This is a genomic window from ANME-2 cluster archaeon (assembly GCA_019429385.1).
In the GTDB taxonomy this organism is placed as follows: Archaea; Halobacteriota; Methanosarcinia; order Methanosarcinales; family Methanocomedenaceae; genus Methanocomedens_B.
The window spans coordinates 12,061-36,916 of sequence record JAHYIS010000014.1; the positions used below are offsets into that span (position 1 = coordinate 12,061).

Sequence of the window (24,856 nt, forward strand, 5' to 3'; positions counted from 1 at the left end):
ATGGGCAAGCTGTTCAGGTCACGAATGGATGTGGATACGGCAAAGAAGCGATTTTTAGAAGCCATCCGCCCAATAGAGCGCAAAGAGAGTGTACCTCTTGAAGCTGCCAACGGTCGAGTGCTTTCATCAGACATTGAAGCCGAACACAACGTACCGCATTACAGGCGTGCAGCTATGGACGGGTATGCCCTCAAGGCTGATGATACGCTTGGAGCAGCCGCATCGTCCCCTGTAATGCTCACGCTGACCGAAGGCGATGTCGAGCCGGGCACCTTCCACCGGGTGCATACAGGCTCTGCAATCCCCAAGGGTGCTGATGCTGTGGTGATGCTTGAGGATACCAGGGTTTCAGGTTCGATGGTGGAGATATTGTCGCAGTTGCATCCTGGAAAGCATGTGGGCGACATTGGTGAAGATGTCAAAGCCGGTGAATTATTACTCCCCTCGGGACACCTGCTGCGCCCCGCCGACCTCGCAGTGCTTGCCTCTGCCGGTATCAGTGATGTGGAGATATACCACAGGCCGCTGGTGTCTATCATCCCCACGGGTGAGGAAGTAGTACCCAGGGGCAAACCCCTGGAAGCCGGACAGGTCTGGGAGACCAATAGCCTGATGACCGCGAGTTATGTTAATAATGCCGGCGGATTTCCCAGGATCAATGACATCGTGACCGATGACCCCGAACTCATACGCCATGCTATACAGGACAATTCGGATGCTGATATGATAGTGATAAGCGGAGGTACGTCAGTGGGGGAGCGTGACCATGTACCTGCTGCTGTAGCGGCTCTGGGTGAGGTTCTGGTACACGGTGTGGCCATCAGTCCGGGTAAGCCCACGGCCCTTGGTATAGTGAGTGGTAAACCGGTACTGTGCATGCCAGGCTATCCTGTTGCAGGCCTGGTGGCATTACTGGTATTTGGCATCCCTGCAATGCAAAAGCTGGGTCACATCCCTTCCAGACCCGAAACCGTTGTTCGGTTACCGCTTCACGAAAAGATAACATCCCGCCAGGGTTACCAGACCTATGTGCGAGTGCGCATCAAAGACGGAGGTGTGGAACCTGTAATGGCTTCGGGTGCAGGGATACTGAGTTCCGTGGCCCAATCAGATGGGTATGTGGTAGTGCCGGCCAACATTGAGGGATACGGGGCAGGTACTGTGGTTGAAGTTATATTGTTCTGAATACGAATTGTTTACAGGTCCGCTGCATGAACATTAAGCTTGTTGCCGCGCCTATGCAGGCGGAACCGGTCTGCAATATGGGCAGATGTTCGGTTACATGGGATGAATTGCTCAAAGATAAACTATTAATCCAATGCAAAGATGTTATTGTATTCATTTAGCGAGTCTTGCAGTAAAGTATCGCATACCATTTGTATTTGAAAGGTCACTATCAACATTATGAACATCCAGATAATCAGCGGCACCATCAATATCACCAACCTGCCCGGGTTCCTCAGACAACTGGCAGATATCGGTGAGGGCCATAACATCACGGTCCAGGCAGTGAACGCAGACCTGTTAACGGGTAGCAGGCACCTTATGTTCGCTGTTGAAAAAGCTATAAGGTCTTTTGATTCCGGCAGGAATATCGCCAACAATTTAGGAATGGAGATAATGCTGTATGCAGCAGGCACACGCCAGATAGAACGGGCATTAGGGCTGGGTGTGAGGATGGGGGAGAACAGGATTGCGATGGTGCTTGTGGGAGAGAACGGTATAGATGATGCCCTGGTTCATGTATCAGAACGGCTGGATACTGTTGACCCGATTGTGCTGGATTATTCTCGTGAGAAGGAGAGCGAGGTTATGGAATTTTTCAGCATCACCCCTGATGAACTGGATGCTGTGGATGAAGGAAATATACTTGAACTGGTGCTGGAGAGGGTGGCACTGGTGGATGTTATTAAATAAGGCAGGTGCCTATAGAAGACTTTTTTTACTACAATTATTATACTCTCAAGAAAAGGATAAACGAAACAAGAGGCATTAACATGGCAAGTCCACTATTGGCAGCAATATTCTCAGTAATAATACCCGGTCTGGGACAATTCTACGCAGGTCACCTGTTAAGAGGCATAGGAGTATTTATTTTGGCAGTTATTGTTGGTATCATAACCGGATTGACGGGGAGCCCGGTAATTGCCATAGTGGCAGCAATTGATGCATATTACCTTGCATCAAAAGATACCTGAACTATCAGGTCCAATCGATAAACCAAATTTTATTTAACCATGCATCATCTTCGTATAATTCAGCAGCCCGCCCGCCAGTAAAATCTCCCGCTGCCTGTCTGATGCATCCAGGGTGCACTCAAAGGTATTCGACCCAACCTGCACAGGTATGCTGGTGGCACCTTCCTTTACCAATTCCCTGACACCGCTAAACCTTAGGACATCCCCTTGCTCTATTGCATCATACCCGGCAGCGTTGGCGAATTCCAATGGCAGTATGCCGAAGTTTATAAGATTGGCCTTATGTATCCTGGCAAATGATTTGGTAATGACCGCCTTCACACCCAGGTACATAGGTGCCAGGGCAGCATGTTCCCGGCTGGAACCCTGGCCGTAGTTCTCACCGCCTACGATAAATCCGCCCTGCATTTCCTTAGCCCGGGCTGGAAAATCCGCGTCTACCTGTGAGAACACGAATTTACAGATTGCTGGGATGTTACTGCGCAGGGGTAGTATCTTCGGACCTGCAGGCATGATACAATCCGTGCTGATGCCATCCTCCAGCTTGATCAACACCTTCCCTTCAAGGTCTGAGGTCAGCGGTTTTGCTTTTGGCAGGGCTTTGATATTCGGACCCCGTATCACTTCAACAGAACCGGGGTCATTTGATGGACCAATCACCATGGAATCGTCTGCCACAAAAGTATCAGGCCACACAACCTCGGGGTATGCACCCAGTTTGCGCGGGTCGATTATTTTCCCGGTCAGGGCCGCAGCCACACAAACTTCGGGGCTGGCCAGGTAGACATTATCATCCATGGTGCCGGAGCGCCCGGCCCAGTTGCGGTTAAAGGACCTGATTGATACCGAATCCGAAGGAGGGGATGAACCCAGCCCGATGCAGCCATCACAGGTGGTCTCCATGATACGCGCACCCGCAGAAACCATATCAGCCAGTGCTCCGTTGCGGATTATGGTCTCCAAAACCTGTCTTGACCCTGGTGTGATGTGAAGGCTCACATCCGGGTTGACCTTCTTTCCTTTCATTGCATGAGCAACCGTCATCAGGTCCTTGTAACTGGAATTGGTACATGAACCGATTATAACTTGCTGCACTGGTGTGCCTTCTACTTCTGATACCTTTACCACGGCATCAGGAGAACCTGGTTTTGCCATCATGGGTTCCAGTTCGTCCAGGTTAATCTCGATATGTTCGCTATATTCTGCATCATCATCCGCAGATATCTCACGCCAATCCTCAAGCCTGCCCTGCATCCTGAAGAACTCTTTTGTTACTTCATCCGAGGGGAAGATGGAACTTGTAGCTCCCAGTTCTGCCCCCATGTTCGTGATAGTCGCCCGCTCGGGTACTGATAAGGTGCCGACTCCCGGCCCGTAGTATTCAAAGACCTTGCCAACGCCCCCCTTTACGGTAAGCCGGCGCAACAGCTCCAGGATGACATCCTTGGCACTTACCCAGGGATTGAGCTTGCCGCTCAGTTTAACGCGGACCACCTCAGGCATTTTCACATAATAGGGTGCGCCGCCCATGACCACTGCCACGTCCAGGCCACCAACACCGATAGCCAGCATGCCTGCCCCGCCCCCGGTAGGTGTATGGCTGTCCGAGCCTATCATGGTGTTCCCCGGTTTTGAGAAACGTTCAAGGTTCACCTGGTGGCATATGCCGTTCCCCGGTTTTGAGTAATAGATACCATACTTGTGGGCAAAAGTCTGCAGGAAACGATGGTCATCGGCATTTTCAAACCCTGCCTGCAGCATGTTGTGGTCCACATAACTGACTGCCAGGGGCACCTTCACGCGGGGAATATCCAGTGCCTCGAACTGCAGGTATGCCATGGTGCCGGTGGCATCCTGGGTCAGGGTCTGGTCGATTGTTATTGCTATCTCTTCTCCGGCTACCATTTCACCTTCGACGAGATGGGACGAGATTATCTTCTGGGTAATATTCATGCTCATTGAGTTCACCTGATAAAACTGGCAGCTCTGATGCAGAGTCAGCTAATATCCTTTCTGTTGCTCGATGCCTTATTCAACACCAAACATAAAAAAAGTATCGTGCAGACAATATCCACACAATACTTACCCAATACCTAATTCAAACTACGACGTCACAAACCCAATGACATCCTGATGAGTACGAACAGAGCTAGCAACAGGTCAAGGAATATCACGCCACAGAATACACCCAGTCCCAGCTTAATCATTTTAGCATTTTTATTGAAAAACGACACTGCACCCTGTGCACTGTCCAATGAATCATTTATCTTGGTAAGGGTTTCCTTTGACTCAACCAGATTGCCATTGAGTGTATCCAGGACCGTATCCACCCTGGGCTGTTCTTCTGTCCTGAAACGTTCAAGTATATCCTTTGATTCTTCAAGATTGCTGTTGAGGGTATCAAGTACAGTATCAATCCTAGGCTGTTCTTCAGTTTTGAAAGTTTCCAGAATTTCCTTTAACTCATCCAGTGTTTGTGGTATTACTCCCGGTTCATCTTCCCATCGATATTTTAGCCTGTCAATCTTCTTGGCATTCTTAAGTAATTCCCTATCATAAAATGCAGTCTTAGCCCTTGCAAAAGCGTAAGTTCTCTCGTAACCTTCAACCTTGGTATTCATGATCGCAGATAATTTCGCACCCTGCGGCTGAACATTGCTTAATGAATACTTCGGGCTTTTGGCAAGAGCCATTGTCAAATTGCTAATATTCTGGATGTCACGATTTGCCAGGGCGGAACTTGTTCCTGAAATGCTTTTATCCGAAATATTTGTCCTGAACTCTGATGTGTCCCGCTTCTTCATGTCACTACCAATAGTCTTCATGGTAGCGGATTCGTCAGATTTTTTTAATTTTTTAGTGGAATCTCCGGATACATTCTTTTCAACTTCCACTATACTGCCAGTATCTCTATGTTCAGCCTTAAAAACAGGATTTGCATTGTCAAATATCGTACCAATTACACCAGCGACTTTTACCCCCTTTTCACTGATATCAAATTTGGTTACAGGTATTTTTTCAATTGCACTGGCTAACTGGGTGCTTATTGTTCCAGTCCTGCCTATCAGGTCCCTGTAATATTTCTTATCAAGCTCAAGTATTCTCAGTTTATCTTTCATCTCCGGGCTTATCTCAACCTCAAGCAAGGGTACCTTTTTCTTTATCACAAACAGTTTTTTTACCTCTTTTATGACTTCTTCGGACACCTCCAGATTATCATCCAGTGAATCCAATATATCTTCGATCTTCGGTTGTTCGATGGTGTTAAACCGTTCCAGAGCCTCTTTGGCATTATATATGCCCATAGTGACAACACCCGGTTCCTGGTATAGTATTTCATGTATTTCTTTCCCAATAGCAACCAGTGCACTGATAAGCTGTAATTTTTTCAATGTCTCTGCAGGATTAGTTAAAAAGTCCCAAAAATCGAAACTAAAATCACCTGGCTGGTCCACACCAAGTTTTTTTAACTGGTTCTCTAGCTCTGCCTTTTTCTGTTTAAGGTCGTCCAGGCGTTCCTTCTCTTCTTCCCATAGGTCGGATTCATCCCTGGGTGTCAATCGCTTTATCGTAATTAACTCCTCAACTTCCTCCAACACCGAATTCAGCTGTTTACCCAGACTCTCAATAGTCGTACCAATAACAGCCAGGGCGATGCCTGCCTGTTCTGCTGCATCGCCTGCTGAATCAACTGCTTCTCCGGCTTTATATGCTGTCTTCCCAATGTTATACAGTCCTCCGGTGAGGACTCCAAATACTATATCATCCCATGCCATTTTGCAAACCTCCTAAAGCTACGACTCAACGGAATTAAAATTATAACGATCATTGCTTGAAAGTTACCTATTCCCCAACTATTAATCGTAACAAATATAATTCGAGCTCATTGTATAAATATGAATAGGGCGATTCAACCCGATTTATTGTCGTACACGCCCTCTAGCAATCGATGCAAAAATCCCTATAAAACACAGAACCGAAAATATCATGAAAGCAGCCTTTACGCTCTCAACAAAAGGAGCATAATATTCGGGTGTTATCTGGGCCCTGCCGATAAAGAGGGCAAATAATACCATGGCAATCCCCATACTCAGCATTTGCCCGACCAGCCGCATCGTGCCCATCGTTCCTGAAGCAATGCCATAATATCTTTTTTCCACACTGGTCATGATGGCATTGGTGTTGGGAGATGAGAACAGGGCATACCCAAAGCCCAGTAATAGCAGGTTGAGTATAATAAATGTCAGGGTCGTTCCAGTGTCCAGTAATGAGAACAGGAACAGCCCTATCGTCATCACTACCATACCTGATGAAGCCACTACCCGCGGCTCGACCCTGTCTGAGAGTTTCCCAGCCATGGGTGAGAGGACCGTCATCACAAAAGGCTGTGCCACCAGCACCAGACCTGCACTTTGAGGGGGGAGTCCTTTAATATATTGCAGATAAAGGCTCAACAGGAACGAGACCGCAAAAGTGGCAGAATAGTGGATAAGTGCTGCCAGGTTGGAGAAGGTAAAGGTCCTGTTATTGCTGAAAATGGTCATATTCACAACAGGATATTCCACGTTCTTTTCCCAGGAGATGAACAGCACTATCCCTGCAATACCAAAGAATATCAGCCAGCCACCCAGGATATTGGGCAGCATGGACAGACCGTACATTATAGATACCAGGGTAATCCCGTAGATAATCGAACCGCTCAGGTCAAAATGCTCACCCCTTGCATCTGCCCATTCTCCTTTCATTTTCCAGATGGTGAAGAAGAGAACGATTATGCCGAGAGGGACATTAACCAGGAAGATACTCCTCCACCCGAAATGCTGGGTTAAAAAGCCGCCCAGGAATGGTCCCAGGGTAAGTCCCAGATAGACTGCCGCCACATTGATACCGAGGGCCCGTCCACGCTCTCCAACCGGGAATACTGAAGTGACTATAGCTACTGCGGTCCCGAATATCATTGCACTTCCCATTCCCTGCACTATCCTGAAAATGATAAGGACCATGACCGAAGGCGAGAGTGCACAGAGGAAGGACGAGATGGTGAATATCACTATCCCATATATGAATATTTTTCTCCTTCCATAGATATCTGCAATTCTCCCGAATGGGACCAGGAACACTGCTGCGGCCAGTAAATACGAGGTTGCTATCCAGCTCAGCAGCACAGCATCGACCGTAAAATCGATGTCTATGTACTTGAGGGCTATGACTACGGATGAGCCCATGAACGGGGTCAGGAAGGATGCCAGTGTGGCGGCTATGAGGGTTGATGTCTTTGTCTGGTTTTCATCCATTGTTTGCCTCCCGTAGTTCATCCCTCACCTGCATGAGCAGTATACCCATCCTGTCCTTCCCCTTTATGCCCCAGTACCGATCTGTGGGCGAATCCTCGTGCAGGTGGGCATCCCCGGTGTTTAGCAGTTTTCTGGCACGTTCCGGGTGCTGGCCGAACTTGGCCCGGAGTGCCAGCAGCATGATGCGTTCCGTTATGCCGTCCCAGTTGGGAGGTAGCGGCCTGGTCCATGCAAGTTCTTTGGCATCCATGGGTTTGGGGGCCAGCCGTATCTTCATTTCAAGGTCGGTACTGCTAAGCTTCATAGACTGGAAATAGTGTTCCGCAGTTGCGTATTCCTTTTTGTGTATGACCATCCTGGCATTGTAGAAGTTAGACAGGAACCTGTACTTCCCGTCAATCCTGCCCTTTGTCTCCTCATAGTAATAGATATTTTCTGCCATGAAGTTCAGCCCGCATTTATGGAGGTCAGTTCATTTTTATCCGGGGGAGTGTTTAGATTTAAGGTATTTAAGGTTGGATGGTGGGATTGCATGGTTGTTTTTCTGTTATATGAACTTTACCATAACATTTTTAATGTATGTACTGCAAAATGTCAAAGGAATTATGGGGAATTAACACTTCAATAACGATTGTGATGAAACGATATAATCAACGTGTTTACACGATACGCACATAATCCCGAATGAACATCAATGAAAATAAAGAGGGATTGATACAATGGTACAGAAAAATAATAACAATCAAGAAGAACCTCTTGAAAAACAACTTTGGAAAGCAGCGGACAAACTCAGAAAGAACATTGACGCTGCTGAATACAAACATATAGTTCTTGGCTTGATATTTTTAAAATATATCTCTGATGCTTTCGAGGAGATGTATAACAGACTGCAACAAGGCGAAGGCGATTATACCGGTGCTGATCCTGAAGACAGGGACGAATACAAAGCGGAAAATATCTTTTTTGTCCCTGCAATTGCCCGCTGGTCATATCTGCAATCAAAAGCTAAACAGCCGGATATCGGGAAAGAAGTTGATAACGCGATGGATGTCATTGAAAAAGAGAATCCTTTGCTCAAAGGTGTGCTGCAAAGGTCTTTGCACGGGGCAATCTCGACCCGACAAGTCTAGGCGGTTTGATCGACCTTGTTGGCAACATTGCTCTTGGCGATGCCAAAGCCCGGAGTGCTGATGTTCTCGGTCATGTGTTCGAGTATTTCCTTGGTGAGTTCGCCCTGGCAGAAGGCAAAAAGGGAGGACAGTTCTACACGCCAAGAAGTGTTGTTCAATTACTGGTGGAAATGCTGGAACCCTACAAGGGAAGAGTTTTTGACCCCTGCTGCGGTTCAGGCGGTATGTTTGTGCAGTCTGAGAAGTTTGTAGCCGACCATCAGGGAAAAGTGAACGACATATCGATCTACGGGCAGGAGAGCAACCAGACCACCTGGCGGCTGGCAAAAATGAACCTCGCTATCAGAAGCATAGATAGTTCACAGGTCAAATGGAACAATGAAGGCTCCTTTTTAAACGATACCCATAAAGATCTGAAAGCGGATTATGTCATAGCCAATCCTCCGTTCAACGACAGCGACTGGAGCGGTGATATGCTGCGCAAGGACGGGAGATGGAAATATGGTGTTCCGCCCGCCGGAAACGCCAATTATGCCTGGATACAGCACTTTCTCTATCATTTAAATCCAGAGGGTCAGGCAGGTTTTGTGCTGGCCAAGGGATCGTTGACCTCCAAATCGTCTGGTGAGGGAGATATCAGAAAAGGACTTGTGGAGGACCGACTGGTCGACTGCATCGTGAACCTGCCGCCAAAATTGTTCCTGAATACCCAGATACCCGCTTGCCTGTGGTTCTTGAGCAGGAATAAGACCAATGGGAAGTATCGGGACAGGACAGATGAGATACTGTTCATCGATGCCCGGAACCTGGGGCATTTGATAAACCGCAGAACCCTTGAATTCTCACCTGAAGATATACAGACGATTGCGGACACCTACCATAACTGGCGCAATCCGGATGGAAATTATGAAGATGTGAAGGGATTTTGCAATACGACCTCAATTGAGCGGGTGCGCGAGCTGGATTATGTGGTGACACCGGGGCGGTATGTGGGTTTGCCTGATGAGGAAGATGATTTTGATTTTAATGAGCGGTTTACCAGACTGAAAGCGGAATTTGAGGAGCAGTTAAAAGAGGAAGAGAAGCTTAATGTGCTGATTGCTGAGAATTTGAAACGGGTGAAGCTGGTATGAGTGAAAAAGAAGAATTCCATTCCACAGTCGGCCAGTTAGTTGACTTATTAAAGACCCTGCCTCAGGAGATGCCGGTATTGACCAGCGGGTATGAGGGGGGGTTTGAGAATTTTTATGAACCTGTTGTTGTTAAGGTGAAGCATGAGCCTGAAAATCCGTACTATGATGGTGAATTTCAGGTTGCTGAGGAGGGGGAGGAGGGTGCGTTTGATGCGGTGGCAATCAGGCGGGTGGTTCGGGATGTGTGAGTGGAAGGAGTGTATGTTGTCAGATAATATGGAACCGCAGATAAACGCAGATGAACGCAGATTAAATGCATTGTCTGAACAGATAATAGGCGCTGCTTTTGAAGTAAGTAATGTTCTGGGAAATGGTTTTCTGGAAAAAGTTTATGAAAATGCTCTGAATGCTGAGCTAAATTTCAGAGGATTGAAAACATTTCAACAGGCGCCATTGAAAGTATTCTACAAGGATAAATTGGTTGGTGATTACATAGCAGATATTCTGGTTGAAGATGAGATAATAATTGAAGTAAAAGCAGTAAAAGAAATCGATACAGTTCATTTTGCACAATGTTTGAACTATCTTAGAATCACAGATTTGAAACTCTGCCTTTTGCTGAATTTCAGTAAACCAAGAGTGGAAATAAAAAGAATCGTTAATAATATCTGATACCCATGAAACAAATCTGCGTTTATCTGCGTTCATCCGCGGTTAAAATTATAAATATGGAATTCGGCCTTTTCAAAGGAAAAGAGTATTGTAGGGGTGCTAAATGTTGAATTGGTGGGAAGAATGTAAGTTGTCAGATGAGATGGAACCGCAGATAAACGCAGATGAACGCAGATGTGAGTTCATGCATTTGTGTTCATCCGCGGTTTTTTTATTGTTCGAGGCGGTTGTGATCAGGAGGGTGGTTCGGGATGAGTGAGTGGAAGGAATTTAAATTGGGGGATGTGGTAGTTTTAAATTATGGAAAAGGTTTGCCTGAACAAAAAAGAATTGAAGGTAATGTTCCTGTTTATAGCTCTGCTGGTCTAACAGGTTATCATAATAAACCATTAGTCAATTCTGAAGGGTTAATTATTGGGCGAAAAGGAACTGTTGGTAAGATTTACTATTCAAAGAATCCTTTCTTTTGCATTGATACTGCTTATTATATTTTGCCAGATAAAGAAAAATATAGTTTAAATTTCATATATTATCTATTAAAAACTATTGGACTTGCAGAACTTAATGAGGATAGTGCAGTCCCTGGATTAAATCGCAATACTGCTTATTCACAGGAAATCTTGCTTCCCCCTCTCCCCGAACAGCGCGCCATCGCCTCAGTCCTATCCAGCCTCGATGACAAGATCGACCTGCTGCACCGCCAGAACAGGACCCTGGAGGGCATGGCTGAGGCGCTGTTCCGGCAGTGGTTTGTGGAGGAGGCGGATGAGGGGTGGAATTCTGTTAGAGTTGGCGACTTTGTTCATACAAATGTTTCAAGCATTAACAAAGACAATGCTCTCAAAACAATTAGATATTTGGACACGGGTTCACTTACAGAAGGCAAAATTGACGGGTATCAAATATTGGATATTGCCGATGCACCCAGCAGAGCACGCCGGATTGTTAAAAATAATGATATTTTAATATCAACAGTGAGACCAAATCAAAAGCATTATGGAATATTAAAAAATCCAGCAGAAAATGTAATTGTTTCTACTGGATTTTGTGTCATAACCTGTGATAAAATCAATCCTCACTTTATCTACATTCTTTTAACCACAGATGAAATGACCGAATATCTGCATTCAATCGCGGAAGGTTCTACCTCAACATACCCGTCTTTAAAGCCATCTGATATTGAGGGCTTGGAATTTCAATTGCCTTCTAAGGAAAAGTTGGATGCTTTTTCTGAATATGCTGATGACGCATGGAATAAGATTGAATACAATCATACTCAAATCCGCACCCTCGAAAAACTGCGGGATACACTGTTACCTAAACTTATTTCTGGACAAATAAGACTTGATTATATTGAATACTTTTGATGGGGTGATTAATTGACCAAATATTTAAAAACTGATCTTGCTGGAAAAATAAATAACCTAAAACATTTCAAAACTGAAGCTCTCTTGCCTTTATTTGAAGCTATAGCAAATTCCATTGAAGCTATTGAAGAAAGAGGTAACATGTCTGAGGGAAAAATAACGGTACGTGTAATACGAGATAAACAACAAGCACTTACTGGAATGGAGGTTGATGAAGTTCAAAAACAGATAACTGGTTTCGAGATAGAAGACAATGGTATTGGTTTCAATGATAATAATTACGAATCATTCCAAACAGCTGACACTACATATAAAATGGAAAGAGGGGGTAAAGGTGTAGGACGATTTACGTGGTTGAAAGCCTTTGAAAAAGTGGCTATAGAAAGTGTTTATACAAAAGGAAATGAAAGATATCTCCGTAAAATAGAATTTACTTTGAAAAATGGCATAGATCATAAAGAAAATTTTCGAACTGAAAGAGAACAGAAAACTGTTGTCAAGTTAATTGGATTCAAAAAAGAATACAGGGAACTACAGAGTGCTTACAAAAAAGGTGATACCATCGCCCAGCGCATTCTTGAGCATTGCATTTCTTACTTTATTGGAGGAACAAAATTAAAAATAAATTTAGTTGATGTGGGGGCAAATTATTCAATCAATAAAAAATTTGACGATATAAACCAGGGCATTATTACAGAAATAATCTCAAAAAATGGTCAAGATTTTTTAATATCACACCTCAAACTATATTTAACTCATTCAAAAATGCATAAAATTGTATTGACTGCTAAAAATAGAGAGGTAAAATCATTTGAAATAGCAAAACTTTTAGGGACATCATTGCAATTCGATGAAGATGGTAATAAATTTGTATACTGTGTTTACGTTTCTAGTTCATACCTCGATAAACATGTAGATAGCAGCAGAATGGAATTTGAGATACCTGAAACCCCTGGTACATTATTTGCCGATGATTTTCCAATTTCAATAGAAGAAATTAAGACGGAAGTAACTGAAAAATCAAGAATGTATTTATCGAGATACCTAGAAATCATTAATGAGCAAAAAAAGGAAAACGTTCATAGATTTATATCACAAGAAAATCCTTCTCTAAGAGCTATCCCCATATATTGTCCAGAACTTTATGAAGACATCGAACCTAATTCATCGGATGAAAAAGTAAATGAAGTACTTTTTAAGTACAAAGGAAAAACAGAATATCAAATTAAGGAGCAGAGCCATAAATTATTAAAAACTCAGGTAGACTCTATTTCGGAAATCGAAGATAAATATGAAGAAATTGTAGAAAAATTGGAGGCTTTCCAAAAAGATCAACTTGCGGGATATATTGTTTTTAGGAAAATGATTATTGAATTGCTTGACAAAAAACTTCAATTTAACGATGAAGGTAAATATCCAAATGAAGATATCATACATGATATTATTATACCTAGAAAAACAACGACAGATACATTACGATACGAAGACCACAATTTATGGCTTATTGATGAACGGTTGACGTTTCATGAACTTGCTGCTTCTGACATACCAATAAACAATCTAACAACTTCTGGGAGCACAGATCGGCCAGATGTGGTTATTTTTTCGGAGATGGATGATGATAGAATTGCAAAAGCCGTTTCAATACTTGAACTAAAAAAACCACAGCGAGAATCATTTAATGATAATCCAACGGAAAAAGTGTTCGATCATGTAAGGTCGATTCGTGGTAATAAGGTAAAATTAAAAAATGGACGACCATTAGAGGTAAATGATACAACTCGATTTTATTGTTATGTTGTTTGTGATATTACTGATAAAATAAAAAGATTTGTTGAAAACGGTGATTATGCAACTTTGAATGGGGAGAGAGGATACTACCGTTATAATCAGACATTAAACACACACATCGAAATTATTGCCTTTGATAAGATAATTATTGATGTGAAACAACGCCATAAGGCATTTTTCGAGAAGCTTGGGATGGATTTTAAGTGAACCACATATCAAAATCCGCACCCTCGAAAAACTACGGGATACGCTTGTTGCCCAAATAGATTAGCTGTAAAGTTAGAGTAGATAATGAGAATAAATAAAGGAGATATGATTTCATGGAAGAACCATTTAAACCTCTGAGCTTGTCGATACGGGAATTGTTTGGAAACGCAGATGCGCTATATAAGATTCCCCAATACCAGCGGCCTTACAAATGGGAAGATGAACAGATTGATCAACTGTGGGATGACGTATACGAGGCTTTTCAAAATGAAGAAGCAAATTATTTTCTTGGCTCAATCATTACCGCAAAACCAAGAGATGACGAAAAATCTGCTTATGTGGATGTGGTAGATGGACAGCAAAGATTAACAACCCTAATGATTATGTTTTGTGTTGTTCGTGATTTATGCCCAGACATAAATGCTAAAAACATCGAAGAAAATCCTTTTGCAGTGGATATCGATACTATTTACGCTTCAATAGCTTTGCATGGCAAGACAAATCGTTTAAAACTTTATACTCATAGACAGTACCAGAGCGATTTTGAAGAGCTGATATTAAAAGGAAATACCTTAGAAGTAAAAAAACCCTTTAAATATCAGATAAGAAGTGATGAAGAGCCAAAGTATAAGTTTATCAACACAGCATGTATTTTCCGCGAAAAATTAAAAGAACTTGGTGAGGGTGGTTCTGAAGAATTTATTAATTACCTTTTCAATCAGGTAAAAATCATTAGGATTGATTGTAAGAATAGGGATTTTGCAATCAGACTATTTCAAGTATTAAATGCTCGTGGAATGGATCTAACCGCGGCAGATTTGATCAAGAGTTTTTTGCTTGAAAAACTATATAGCAAATGTCGAGATGATAAGGAAACTTCAAAAATGAAAGAAGAACAATTCATTTCTGATTGGCGGGATATGGAGCAAAGCGTCAAAGCGTGTGATATTTCACTCAATGATTTATTCATCATATATGAATATCATATTCTTGGCCAAAATCCAAAGAAATCACTATACGACGAATTACAGAATGCTTTTACTGATAAAGAACCTAACGAAGTAATTAGTGATATTAAACAAATAGCAGATACCTATTTCAAAGAAATCTACGAGAAAGAGGATAAAATGTTGTTTTCGTTTTGGTACATACGCTGGAATATGTACTGGAAGAGTATTCTCTTAACCGCATTGCATATGGAGTATCCAGATTATGATAAATTGAAAAAACAATTGCGCAGATTTTATTACTTGTATTGGATTGCTGGAAAAACATTATCACAAATAAAACAGACATCATTCAATTTAATCAAATGGGTGAAGGAAAATAAGCCCATTTCTGATATTGAAGATGAACTGAACAATAAGCTCAAAAATGATGGAATAGAAAGTATAGCAATTAGAAATCTCACATCAGCAAACATAACAACAGAGCCATGGATTAAACCTTTGTTGCTAATGATGGAATACAATGTAACTGACAATAGCAAGTTGGCTTTCATTGAATTAAACAAGGATTTGCATCTGGAACACGTTCTACCAATAAAATATAAAAACTTTTCAGAATGGGACCATATAACCAATGAAATAGCTTCAAAGTGGCTTAACAGCGCAGGTAATATCACGTTATTGAGTGGAGCAAAAAACATTGAAGCGAGTAATAATCCTTTCAATGTGAAGATGGAAGTTTATAAAGGGAAAGGAAAATACGATAACAAAAACGATAAAATTACTTCTTTCCTAATCACCCAATCCATAGTAAGAGATTATGAAGCTGATAAAAATGATGGATTGTGGACGTTGGAAGCTATGGCCGAGCGTTGGGAATGGTTCTTTAATGAAATTGAAGAAATATTGGAAATAGATGTAACTCAAACCATAGAACAAGAACCAGAATTGGTATGACTAGAATAACCGAATCCTCCATCGAACTCCTCGAAAAATTGCGCGACCCCCCCTTTCCCAAAACTCATGAGCGGTGAAGTCAGAATACAATTAACTCAAGGGGAGGCAGCCACATGAGCAAAGATGAAATTGCAAAGCAACAATCCGATTTTATCCTCTATACCGGAAACGACGGAAAAGTAAATATCGATGTTTTTGTGCAGGATGAAAACGTCTGGCTGACACAAAAGGCTATGGGCTTACTTTTCGGCGTTGAAAGTCACACGATTACCTATCATTTAAAAGAGATATTCAAGTCAGGTGAACTTGATGAAAAAGCAACCACTCGAAAAATTCGAGTAGTTCAAAATGAAGGCGAAAGGCAGGTAACAAGAAAACTGGACTTCTACAACCTCGACGCCATCATCTCAGTAGGCTACCGCGTAAACTCCTACCAGGCCACCCAGTTCCGTATCTGGGCAACCAGAACCCTGAAAGAATACATCATCAAAGGATTTGTGCTGGATGATGAAAGACTCAAGCAGGGAAATAAAGTTTTCGGCAAGGACTATTTCGAAGAACTCCTTGAGCGCATCCGTGAGATCCGCGCAAGTGAGCGGCGGTTTTATCAAAAGATCACAGACATCTACGCCCTTTCTGCGGATTATGACAAAAATGCGCCCGCAACAAAGGATTTTTTCGCAACCGTCCAGAACAAGCTCCACTGGGCAATCACCGGAAAAACCGCAGCAGAGATAATTTACGATTCGGCAGATGCAACAAAGATACACATGGGTTTGACAAACTGGAAGCAGGCACCGGACGGGAAGATCATGAAATCCGATGTTTCTATTGCTAAAAATTACCTGGGTAAAACTCACATCAAGGAATTGAATCAAATCGTTTCCGCATATCTCGATCTGGCGGAAAACCGGGCACATCGGCAGATTCTTATGAAAATGCAGGACTGGGGGCAATTTCTCCATAGTTTCCTGGAATTATCCAGCTATCCCGTATTGCAGGATAAAGGTAAAGTCAGCGCACTGCAAGCGAAGCTAAAAGCCGAGCAGGAATATGACGAATATCGGGTAATACAGGATGAAAATTATATTTCCGATTTTGACAAAGAGGTGTGGCGTATCAGGGAGGGTAAAGATGACTACAAATAATCTCTATTTGCACCTTAAAAACATCTACAAGAAGAAGGAACTCGATGAATTGGCAACTGCCGAGGATTTCTCGACAGTTCAGAATGAGAATAATTCAGTACGTGCAAGTTTTGCACATACTGCCGAAATTAATGAGCGATAAAGTCAGAGTAAAGTATTTGGGGTTATGACATTTATGATATACTTGTACAATATGACTGATAAACAGGAGGTGCAAAATGCTTTCAGTTAAAGGCGTTTATAAGGACGGAATAGTGATTATTCGGGAGAAGATAAAAACAGAAAAGCCGGTTAATGTGATAATAACATTTTTGGAAGACGTAAAGGTACCGGTTGAAGAAAAACTTGATATGAGCAAATTCTCGTTTAAAAAAGCCAGGAAGCTGTTGGAAAGCTATGAGGGGTCGTTAAGCGATGCGATTATTGAAGAGCGCAGGAGCGCTGTATGAAAGCATTTCTTGATACCTCTTCTCTCATTAAGCTCTACCACACGGAGGTAGGGTCTGATTTTGTAATGAATGCTCTTTCCCACGATATCAGAGAAATTTTCCTTTCAGAGCTTGCAATTTTGGAATTCCGTTCTGCCTTATGGAAGAAAATGAGAGAAAAGGAGATAATGGAAAATACCGCCATCGAAGTTATCAAATGTTTTCAAAATGACGGTGATAATTTCCATTGGATAATGCTGCAATCTGATATTGTCGAATCAGCTTCATACTTGTTGATGAAATATGGCAATCGTGGTTTGAGAACCCTGGATTCACTTCAATTAGCAGCAGCCTTAACTTTGAGGGATGAGAAATGTATTTTTTTTACCTCAGATAAGTTATTGCAGACTTTTTTTAAAGAGGAACAGCTTAACATTTTGTAACAATGAATCTAATCACCGAATCAGAAATAGAAAAATTCGCCATCGAACTCCTTGAACATAAGGGATACCAGTACATCTATGCTCCCGACATTGCCCCGGATAGCAACATACCGGAACGGAACCGATTTGAAGATGTTCTCCTTTTTGATCGCCTGCGCACAGCCCTCAGCCGGATCAACCCAAATATTCCACCAGATTCGAGAGAAGATGCCATCAAGCAGATACAGCGCCTCAATCCGCCCGAACTTATCGCCAACAACGAAGCATTCCACAGGATGCTTACCGAAGGCATAAAGGTAAGCTACCAGAAGGATGGAGCCGACAGGGGCGACCTGGTCTGGCTCATAGATTTTAACGATCCTGAAAACAACGAATTTCTTGTCGCCAATCAATTCACTGTTGTAGAAAATAACGTGAACAAACGCCCAGACATCATCCTTTTTGTTAACGGCCTGCCCCTGGTCGTTATCGAGCTGAAAAACCCTGCCGATGAGAACGCAACCGTAAGGTCTGCATTCAGACAGTTCCAGACCTACAAACAGGCAATCCCGTCTTTATTTGCTTATAATGGTTTTATAATCATCTCCGACGGCCTGGAAGCAAAAGCAGGTTCCCTATCAGCAGGTTTTAGCCGTTTTATGGCATGGAAAAGCTCAGACGGCAAGGTTGAGGCTTCACCTTTAGTTGGTCAGCTGGAAACGCTCATTAATGGGATGCTGAATAAAACAACGCTCTTAGACCTTATCCGCCACTTCATAGTATTTGAAAAATCGAAAAAAGAAGACAAAGACACTGGCATTATAACTATTCAAACCGTAAAGAAGCTCGCAACCTATCATCAGTACTATGCTGTTAACCGGGCAGTAGAATCCACACTCAGGGCATCGGGTTATGCTGCAACTGAAGACTGGCAGGATACCGTTTCGATTGTTGAGGACCCTAAAAGTTATGACCTGCCCGGGGTGAAGCAACAGCCTGTCGGAGACAGAAAAGGCGGTGTGGTCTGGCACACGCAGGGAAGCGGGAAGTCCCTTTCCATGGTTTTTTACACAGGTAAAATTGTCCTGGTAATGGATAATCCCACCATAGTGATGATAACGGACCGCAACGATTTAGACGACCAGCTTTTTGATACCTTTGCTGCTTCAAAACAACTGCTCAGGCAGGAACCTGTGCAGGCAGAAAACAGGGGGCATTTGAAAGAACTGCTAAACGTCGCATCGGGTGGCGTAGTATTTACCACCATCCAGAAGTTCCAGCCCGAAGAAGGAAACGTTTACCCGAAACTATCAGACCGGAAAAACATCATTGTGATAGCTGACGAAGCTCACCGGACACAATACGGCTTCAAGGCCAAAACCATTGATGTAAAAGATGAAAAGGGAAACGTAATCGGTCAAAAGATCGTGTACGGTTTTGCGAAATACACTCGCGACGCCCTGCCCAATGCAACGTATCTGGGATTCACCGGTACGCCGATAGAAAAAACAGACGTGAACACGCCTGCTGTTTTTGGCAATTATGTTGACATTTACGACATATCACAGGCTGTTGAGGACGGCGCCACAGTAAAGATCTATTACGAGAGCAGGCTGGCAAAGATCACTCTTAGCAAGGAAGGTAAAAAACTGGTCGCAGAATTAGATGAAGAACTGGAAAAAGAAGACCTTGCAGAAACCCAGAAAGCCAAAACGAAATGGACACAACTGGAAGCCTTGATCGGCAGCGAAGACCGGACAAGGCAGATTGCACAGGATATTGTAACTCATTTCGGCCAAAGACAGGAAGTGTTTGAAGGCAAGGGAATCATTGTCGCAATGTCACGAAGGATAGCGGCCAACCTGTACGATGAGATTGTTAAGATCAAACCGCAATGGCATAATGATGACCGTAAAAAAGGTGATATCAAGATTGTGATGACCTCTGCATCCTCTGACGGACCCAAAATATCAAACCATCATACGACAAAAGAGCAGAGGAGAGCTCTTGCAGAGCGAATGAAAGACCCGCAAGATGAATTGAAACTGGTCATCGTTCGGGATATGTGGCTTACAGGTTTTGATGTCCCCTGTCTGCATACGATGTACATTGACAAGCCAATGAAAGGGCATACCCTTATGCAGGCAATTGCGCGGGTGAACAGAGTCTATAAAGACAAACCGGGTGGTCTGGTTGTTGATTACCTTGGAATAGCTTCCGACCTGAAAGAAGCCTTATCGTTCTATTCTGACAGCGGCGGGAAAGGCGACCCCGCTGTCCTTCAGGAGCAGGCAGTTCAATTTATGCTCGAAAAACTGGAGATCGTATCCCAGATGTTTTATGGATTTTCCTACGAACATTACTGTACAGCGGATACTTCTGCGAAGCTGTCAATAATACTTGCAGCAGAAGACCATATTCTGGGTCTCGAAAATGGTAAAAAAAGATACATCGATGAAGTAACTGCATTATCAAGAGCTTTTTCCATAGCCATTCCACACGAGCAGGCAATGGATGTAAAGGACGAAATCTCGTTCTACCAGGCGATAAAAGCCAGACTAGTTAAATTTGACAGCACGGGAACAGGAAAAACAGACGAAGAGATTGAAACCGCAATCAGGCAAGTCATCGATCAAGCCCTTGTTACTGAACAGGTGATAGATGTGTTTGGTGCCGCTGGAATCAAAAAACCTGACATTTCCATATTGTCAGAAGATTTTCTGTTAGAAGTCCAGAATATGGAGCACAAAAATATCGCTCTGGAAGTCCTGAAAAAGTTGCTCAACGATGAAATAAAAGCCCGGGTAAAGAAAAACCTGGTTCAAAGCAGATCATTAATGGAACTGCTGGAAGATTCTATCAGGAAATATCATAATAAAGTTATCACTGCAGCTGAAGTTATTGAAGAATTGATAGACCTCAGTAAAGAGATAACGCGAATGGACAAAGAGCCTCAGGATATGGGATTGTCTGAATTTGAATATGCGTTTTACACTGCAATTGCAGAGAATGACAGTGCAAGAGAATTGATGCAAAAAGAGAAGCTACGGGAATTAGCTGTCGTCTTATTCGAAAAAGTCAAACAAAATGCATCGATAGACTGGACGATTAAAGAAAGTGTCAGGGCCAAATTGAAGGTGATTGTAAAACGGACATTAAGACACTATGGTTATCCTCCGGATATGGAGGCACTTGCTACAGAAACTGTGCTCAAACAGGCGGAATTGATTGCTGATGAAATAACAAAGAGGGGATGATCGATAAATGACAGTACATCCTATTTTTTCAATCAGAGTCTCATTTACAGAAAAATATAAATGTCCATCTCACTGTATCTATATTGTATGAAAAAAAAATCACTGGACAACCTGGCCATTGTACTGGCGCTTGCAGGTGTATCATTCGTACTTGACTATTCAGTCAACAGGATGCCATATCAGATCCTGGGCGGGAATAACTTCGGGGACGTTGGTGTTTATCTCGCTGTAATTGCTATTGTAGTGGCAGTTGTCAATGTACTTATGGACAATAAATAAGTCTGCACAGAGATATATAATACAAATTAAACTCCTCTATCCCCCAAAAAAAAGAGCAGGGAAATCCCTGCTCCTTAAATCCCCAAAGCCTTTCGCTTTTTCATTATATGTGCTTCCATACCGTCCACCGCTTCCACAGGGTCAGCCTCAACAGCCAGCTTTCCGCCTGTGAGCCCCTCGAGGTCCTGTGTGAGCAGTTTGACCAGATTTGGAGCTCCTGCCACGGGCGGCAGGGGTGCTACATGGGTATACCAACCGTTCGCCAGGGCAAATATGGCATCGATAGTAGCTTTCTGTTCCATATATTCAGGCGCGGTCACCACAATCGGCAGGGCAGACGGGTCAATGCCCAATGCATCTGCAATGGCATTGGCCAGCATTGTCAGCCGACCGGTATCGGTGCAGGTGCCAAAGCTCAATACCGGGGGGATACCCAGTGACTGGCACACGGCCTTCAGGCCCGGACCGGCAAGTTCCTGCGCCTCGATAGTGGTCAGTCCTGCCACCTGCAGGGCTGCATTACCGCATCCGGCACTTAACACCAAAATGTCCCTCTTGATGAGTTCCTTAGCAACTGCAACAGTATTGACATCCTGCCCGCCGCCGTTCAATGTGGTACAACTTACCAGGGCCGCACAACCTTTGATACTGCCCGCTTTCACTGCATCCAGGAACGGGTCCAGGGTGCCGCCGAGTGCCGCCAGGATGGCCTCGGTCGAAAAACCGGTAATGGTCTTCTGTGTGGGCAGGTCGTGCCTGACGAACCCGGCAGCCTTTCGCGTTTTGAAATTATCAATTGCAAGGTCAACGAGCTCCTGTGCCTGGGCTTCAACCTTTTCAGGTTTGTACACTATCTGCCTGTCAACACCCGGCATGGATACGAGCTTGGACACCGAGACCAGGGTCACATGATACTTGTCCTGGAAATCTGCAAGAGCAGGTGGTGAGCAGTTCATATCCATGGCAAACACATCGATACCGCCTGTTGCCAGTGCGGCTTCAATACTGAGCCAGTTGCCGGTAAGTCCTACGAACACCTCGTCCTTTTCAAAGCGCTGCAGCAGTTCCTGTCCGGTTTCAATGGAACCTATGACCCGCAGGCCCTTTGCTCCGGCAGTCTTTGCTATTTTCTGGTTCTCTGGCTTGTGTGCAACCCCTATCAATGCAGCGCCGATAAACGGCTCATGTCCGTTTACCACCACATTGATATATTCCGGGTCAATGATCCCCAGGTCCACATCATGTTCATGCGGCGTTGGTGTGCCGAACAGGATATCCTGCCCCAGTTCAAGAGGTACCTGTGAACCGTAGATCGTGGAAATACCCAGCCGCATTGCTTTGACAGCCAGGGATACATAATTCCCGTCAATATTGGTCATGCTGGAGGTATGCATGTCCATTGACTCGTCCAGTGGCCCTCCCGGCAGGATTCCCAGCCCTTTCCATACCTTAATCCTTGATTCCGGGGCAAAAAGTTCGACCATGTTGAGCACTCCATCAGAATCGCTGTGGATGCTATCAAGTATGGCCTTGCCCACACTCACGGCCATTGTATTGACATCCTGCTCCTGTATACCCAGTTTCCCTGCAAGCATGAGCAGTTTTCCTTCATCCTTGATGGTAAATGGCGTCTGGCCTTTTCCCGTGGCTATCAGGGTATTTGCCAGTTCCTTGGCATGGTACGTGTATGCCGTAGTCCCCATCACGTTCAGATGGAGGAGGTTGCGCATTGCCATGGCATCCGCATCAATACCGCAAGCTCCCAGAGGTGCTTTCTCTGACAAGCGGCAGGGTCCGTTGCTGCACAGCTGGCAGCTCACTCCTGTGCTGCAAAAAGTACAGCGTTTCCCTTGCGCTTCAAAACGATCGAAGGTATTTCCCACGCCGTCTGCCTGCATAACGTTATGCATTTTTCGAATAGATTCATGTACACTTACCGTTTCCATTAAATCACCACTCCCTAGTTTATTCAAAATTAATATAAGGATTCCCGAATATTATCAACATAACAATGATAAATGACTGCATTGACACTATCCTGAAATCCCGATACTTTGTAGTATTTAATATTCTCTATGTGCCATTCGTATCGGATTTTTGTGGATTGTAATTGCTATCTAACGAACAAGGCACATTTACAGGCCCCCCGCTGTTCTAATTCCCTGGAACGATATACACACGGACAGATGATCTTCCGGTCAGTCTCTTTATTCCGCGTTATCTCCCGGCAGCTGCAATACTGTTCACCGTATTTTTTCTTGTTATTGGCTATCCCTTTTATCGCCATTGCAACAATGTCATAATCCGGGTTCAGTTTACAGCCGGTCTTTTCAGCATTCTGCTTTGCGAATTCATATATTTGGGTTTCAATATCATCGAATTGTGCCATTTTTCTCCTCCTCGATTATTCTTTCTTTTGATTCAATTTAAACTTTACCTGCTATCCGTTCACCCAGCTGCCGGCATTTTTCAAGTCCTTCTTTATCAGGCCGGTACCGTATCTGCAGCCCCGGCTCTACAAGTTCAAATCCTGTGGCCTCAAGTTCTTTCTCAACAGCCTTCACAGCACCGCCTCCCCAGCCGAATGACCCGAACACAGCGGCTTTTTTACCACCGGGTCGCAGTCCCTTCAGGTAGGTCAGGAATCCCCCCACGGAGGGGAACATGCCGTTGTTCAGTGTGGGTGAGCCTATCACTATCACAGGTGCATCCAGTAATTCCTTGATGATCTTGCTCAGCTCATTCTTCCTGATAGCCATCAGTTTCACATCGACTCCGGCTGACGTCACCCCTTCAACGATTGCCTTTGCCATCATATAGGTGCTACCCCACATGGTATCATAGATGACAAGCACCTTCTTTGCGTTCTCACCCTGTGCCCAGCGCCCGTATGCCTGGATTATCTGACCCGGGTCCCGCCGCCATATGACACCATGACAGGGTGCAATCATATCGACTTCGATACCCAGTTCCCCGACAGTCCCGACATAATTCAATATCTGTTTCCCGAACGGCATCAGGATATTGGCATAATATTCGGCGGCATCTTCCATCACATCGTCCACCTCATCGTTGAACCGCTTCGACGTTGCCACGTGCTGTCCGAAAGCGTCGTTTGATAGCAGAATTTTATCTTCCTTGATGTAGGTGTGCATGCTGTCAGGCCAGTGCAGCATCGCTGCTTCGATGAACATCAATGTTTTGGTACCAAGGTTCAGTTCAGTCCCGGTCTCAACAATTTCAAAGTCCCATTTGTCACATCCCTGTGCATGATAATATTGTGACAGGCCGTTCTTACACTGCCGTGTGCCGTATATCTTTGCATTGGGTATTGCTTCCATGACAGCGGGCAGGGAACCTGAATGGTCCATTTCCACGTGGTTCGCTACCACATAATCTATCCTGGCAGGGTCTATGATATCACGTATACGTTCTAACATTTCACCTGCAAACTCTGCCTTGACAGTATCCACAAGTGCGACCTTCTCATCCACAATGAGATATGCGTTGTATGTAGTACCCATTGGAGTTACATATCCGTGGAAGTCACGGATGTTCCAGTCAATGGCACCTACCCAGTACACTCCTTTTGTGAGTGTTACCGGCCCCCTTTCTTTCCCCATTTA

At 44.0% G+C, this 24,856-nt stretch carries 22 protein-coding genes and 1 pseudogene; 16 read left to right on the top strand and 7 right to left on the bottom strand.

Going from position 1 to position 24,856, the window contains the following annotated elements:
- The 3 genes from K0A89_06375 (at nt 1) to K0A89_06385 (ending at nt 2,198) form a co-directional block, all read left to right on the top strand.
- Nucleotides 1-1,185: a molybdopterin molybdotransferase MoeA gene (locus K0A89_06375; GenBank protein MBW6518110.1), complete on the top strand. Its 1,185-nt coding sequence runs from the start codon at nt 1-3 to the stop codon at nt 1,183-1,185.
- Between the two features lie 219 nt (nt 1,186-1,404).
- A complete protein-coding gene (locus K0A89_06380) occupies nt 1,405-1,917 on the top strand; it encodes a KEOPS complex subunit Cgi121 (GenBank protein ID MBW6518111.1) in 513 nt (170 codons plus the stop codon).
- A gap of 80 nt (nt 1,918-1,997) precedes the next feature.
- On the top strand, nt 1,998-2,198 hold the full coding sequence (locus K0A89_06385) for a hypothetical protein (protein MBW6518112.1): 201 nt from the start codon (nt 1,998-2,000) through the stop codon (nt 2,196-2,198).
- Between the two features lie 33 nt (nt 2,199-2,231).
- Here K0A89_06385 and K0A89_06390 read toward each other — a convergent pair whose 3' ends face one another.
- From K0A89_06390 to K0A89_06405, 4 genes are all read right to left on the bottom strand, one after another.
- Nucleotides 2,232-4,157 carry an aconitate hydratase gene (locus K0A89_06390; GenBank protein ID MBW6518113.1) on the bottom strand — a complete coding sequence of 642 codons (1,926 nt, stop codon included), beginning with the start codon at nt 4,155-4,157 and terminating at the stop codon, nt 2,232-2,234.
- Between the two features lie 152 nt (nt 4,158-4,309).
- The gene (locus K0A89_06395; protein ID MBW6518114.1) at nt 4,310-5,974 is read right to left on the bottom strand and encodes a hypothetical protein; all 1,665 of its coding nucleotides are present in this window, start codon (nt 5,972-5,974) and stop codon (nt 4,310-4,312) included.
- Nucleotides 5,975-6,118: 144 nt separating this feature from the next.
- The gene (locus K0A89_06400) at nt 6,119-7,513 is read right to left on the bottom strand and encodes an MFS transporter (protein MBW6518115.1); all 1,395 of its coding nucleotides are present in this window, start codon (nt 7,511-7,513) and stop codon (nt 6,119-6,121) included.
- Entirely contained in the window at nt 7,485-7,934 is a 450-nt protein-coding gene (locus K0A89_06405) for an NADAR family protein (protein MBW6518116.1), read from the bottom strand. Before K0A89_06405 ends, K0A89_06400 begins: the two co-directional genes overlap by 29 nt.
- Nucleotides 7,935-8,211: 277 nt before the next feature.
- Between K0A89_06405 and K0A89_06410 the strand changes: the two are divergent.
- From K0A89_06410 to K0A89_06470, 13 genes and pseudogenes are all read left to right on the top strand, one after another.
- Nucleotides 8,212-9,755: pseudogene (locus K0A89_06410) on the top strand (type I restriction-modification system subunit M).
- Nucleotides 9,752-10,003: a hypothetical protein gene (locus K0A89_06415; GenBank protein ID MBW6518117.1), complete on the top strand. Its 252-nt coding sequence runs from the start codon at nt 9,752-9,754 to the stop codon at nt 10,001-10,003. Before K0A89_06410 ends, K0A89_06415 begins: the two are co-directional and overlap by 4 nt.
- The gene (locus K0A89_06420) at nt 9,996-10,427 is read left to right on the top strand and encodes a GxxExxY protein (GenBank protein MBW6518118.1); all 432 of its coding nucleotides are present in this window, start codon (nt 9,996-9,998) and stop codon (nt 10,425-10,427) included. Before K0A89_06415 ends, K0A89_06420 begins: the two co-directional genes overlap by 8 nt.
- Nucleotides 10,428-10,530: 103 nt before the next feature.
- Nucleotides 10,531-10,686 carry a hypothetical protein gene (locus K0A89_06425; protein MBW6518119.1) on the top strand — a complete coding sequence of 52 codons (156 nt, stop codon included), beginning with the start codon at nt 10,531-10,533 and terminating at the stop codon, nt 10,684-10,686.
- Nucleotides 10,679-11,794 (top strand): restriction endonuclease subunit S, encoded by a 1,116-nt coding sequence (locus tag K0A89_06430; protein ID MBW6518120.1) that lies wholly within the window; start codon nt 10,679-10,681, stop codon nt 11,792-11,794. Before K0A89_06425 ends, K0A89_06430 begins: the two co-directional genes overlap by 8 nt.
- Before the next feature lie 12 nt (nt 11,795-11,806).
- Nucleotides 11,807-13,792, top strand: coding sequence for an ATP-binding protein (locus K0A89_06435; GenBank protein ID MBW6518121.1), 1,986 nt, complete (start codon nt 11,807-11,809; stop codon nt 13,790-13,792).
- Nucleotides 13,793-13,905: 113 nt separating this feature from the next.
- The gene (locus tag K0A89_06440; protein MBW6518122.1) at nt 13,906-15,696 is read left to right on the top strand and encodes a DUF262 domain-containing HNH endonuclease family protein; all 1,791 of its coding nucleotides are present in this window, start codon (nt 13,906-13,908) and stop codon (nt 15,694-15,696) included.
- 113 nt (nt 15,697-15,809) lie between these two features.
- On the top strand, nt 15,810-16,844 hold the full coding sequence (locus tag K0A89_06445) for a virulence RhuM family protein (GenBank protein MBW6518123.1): 1,035 nt from the start codon (nt 15,810-15,812) through the stop codon (nt 16,842-16,844).
- Nucleotides 16,831-16,986, top strand: a complete 156-nt coding sequence (locus K0A89_06450; GenBank protein MBW6518124.1) for a hypothetical protein — start codon at nt 16,831-16,833, stop codon at nt 16,984-16,986. Before K0A89_06445 ends, K0A89_06450 begins: the two co-directional genes overlap by 14 nt.
- 76 nt (nt 16,987-17,062) lie before the next feature.
- Nucleotides 17,063-17,293, top strand: coding sequence for a hypothetical protein (locus K0A89_06455; protein MBW6518125.1), 231 nt, complete (start codon nt 17,063-17,065; stop codon nt 17,291-17,293).
- Nucleotides 17,290-17,715, top strand: a complete 426-nt coding sequence (locus K0A89_06460; protein MBW6518126.1) for a type II toxin-antitoxin system VapC family toxin — start codon at nt 17,290-17,292, stop codon at nt 17,713-17,715. The genes K0A89_06455 and K0A89_06460 overlap by 4 nt, the downstream gene beginning before the upstream one ends.
- Nucleotides 17,716-17,717: 2 nt before the next feature.
- Entirely contained in the window at nt 17,718-20,951 is a 3,234-nt protein-coding gene (locus tag K0A89_06465) for a type I restriction endonuclease subunit R (GenBank protein MBW6518127.1), read from the top strand.
- Between the two features lie 87 nt (nt 20,952-21,038).
- Nucleotides 21,039-21,230, top strand: coding sequence for a hypothetical protein (locus K0A89_06470; GenBank protein MBW6518128.1), 192 nt, complete (start codon nt 21,039-21,041; stop codon nt 21,228-21,230).
- Between the two features lie 74 nt (nt 21,231-21,304).
- On the opposite strand, the gene cooS is transcribed toward K0A89_06470, so the two are convergent.
- The 3 genes from cooS to K0A89_06485 all read right to left on the bottom strand — a co-directional run bounded on the left by cooS (nt 21,305) and on the right by K0A89_06485 (nt 24,853).
- A complete protein-coding gene (cooS, locus tag K0A89_06475; GenBank protein ID MBW6518129.1) occupies nt 21,305-23,176 on the bottom strand; it encodes an anaerobic carbon-monoxide dehydrogenase catalytic subunit in 1,872 nt (623 codons plus the stop codon).
- Between the two features lie 167 nt (nt 23,177-23,343).
- Nucleotides 23,344-23,619 carry an FtrB gene (locus K0A89_06480; protein ID MBW6518130.1) on the bottom strand — a complete coding sequence of 92 codons (276 nt, stop codon included), beginning with the start codon at nt 23,617-23,619 and terminating at the stop codon, nt 23,344-23,346.
- Nucleotides 23,620-23,656: 37 nt separating this feature from the next.
- The gene (locus tag K0A89_06485) at nt 23,657-24,853 is read right to left on the bottom strand and encodes an FprA family A-type flavoprotein (GenBank protein ID MBW6518131.1); all 1,197 of its coding nucleotides are present in this window, start codon (nt 24,851-24,853) and stop codon (nt 23,657-23,659) included.
- Nucleotides 24,854-24,856: the final 3 nt, after the last annotated feature.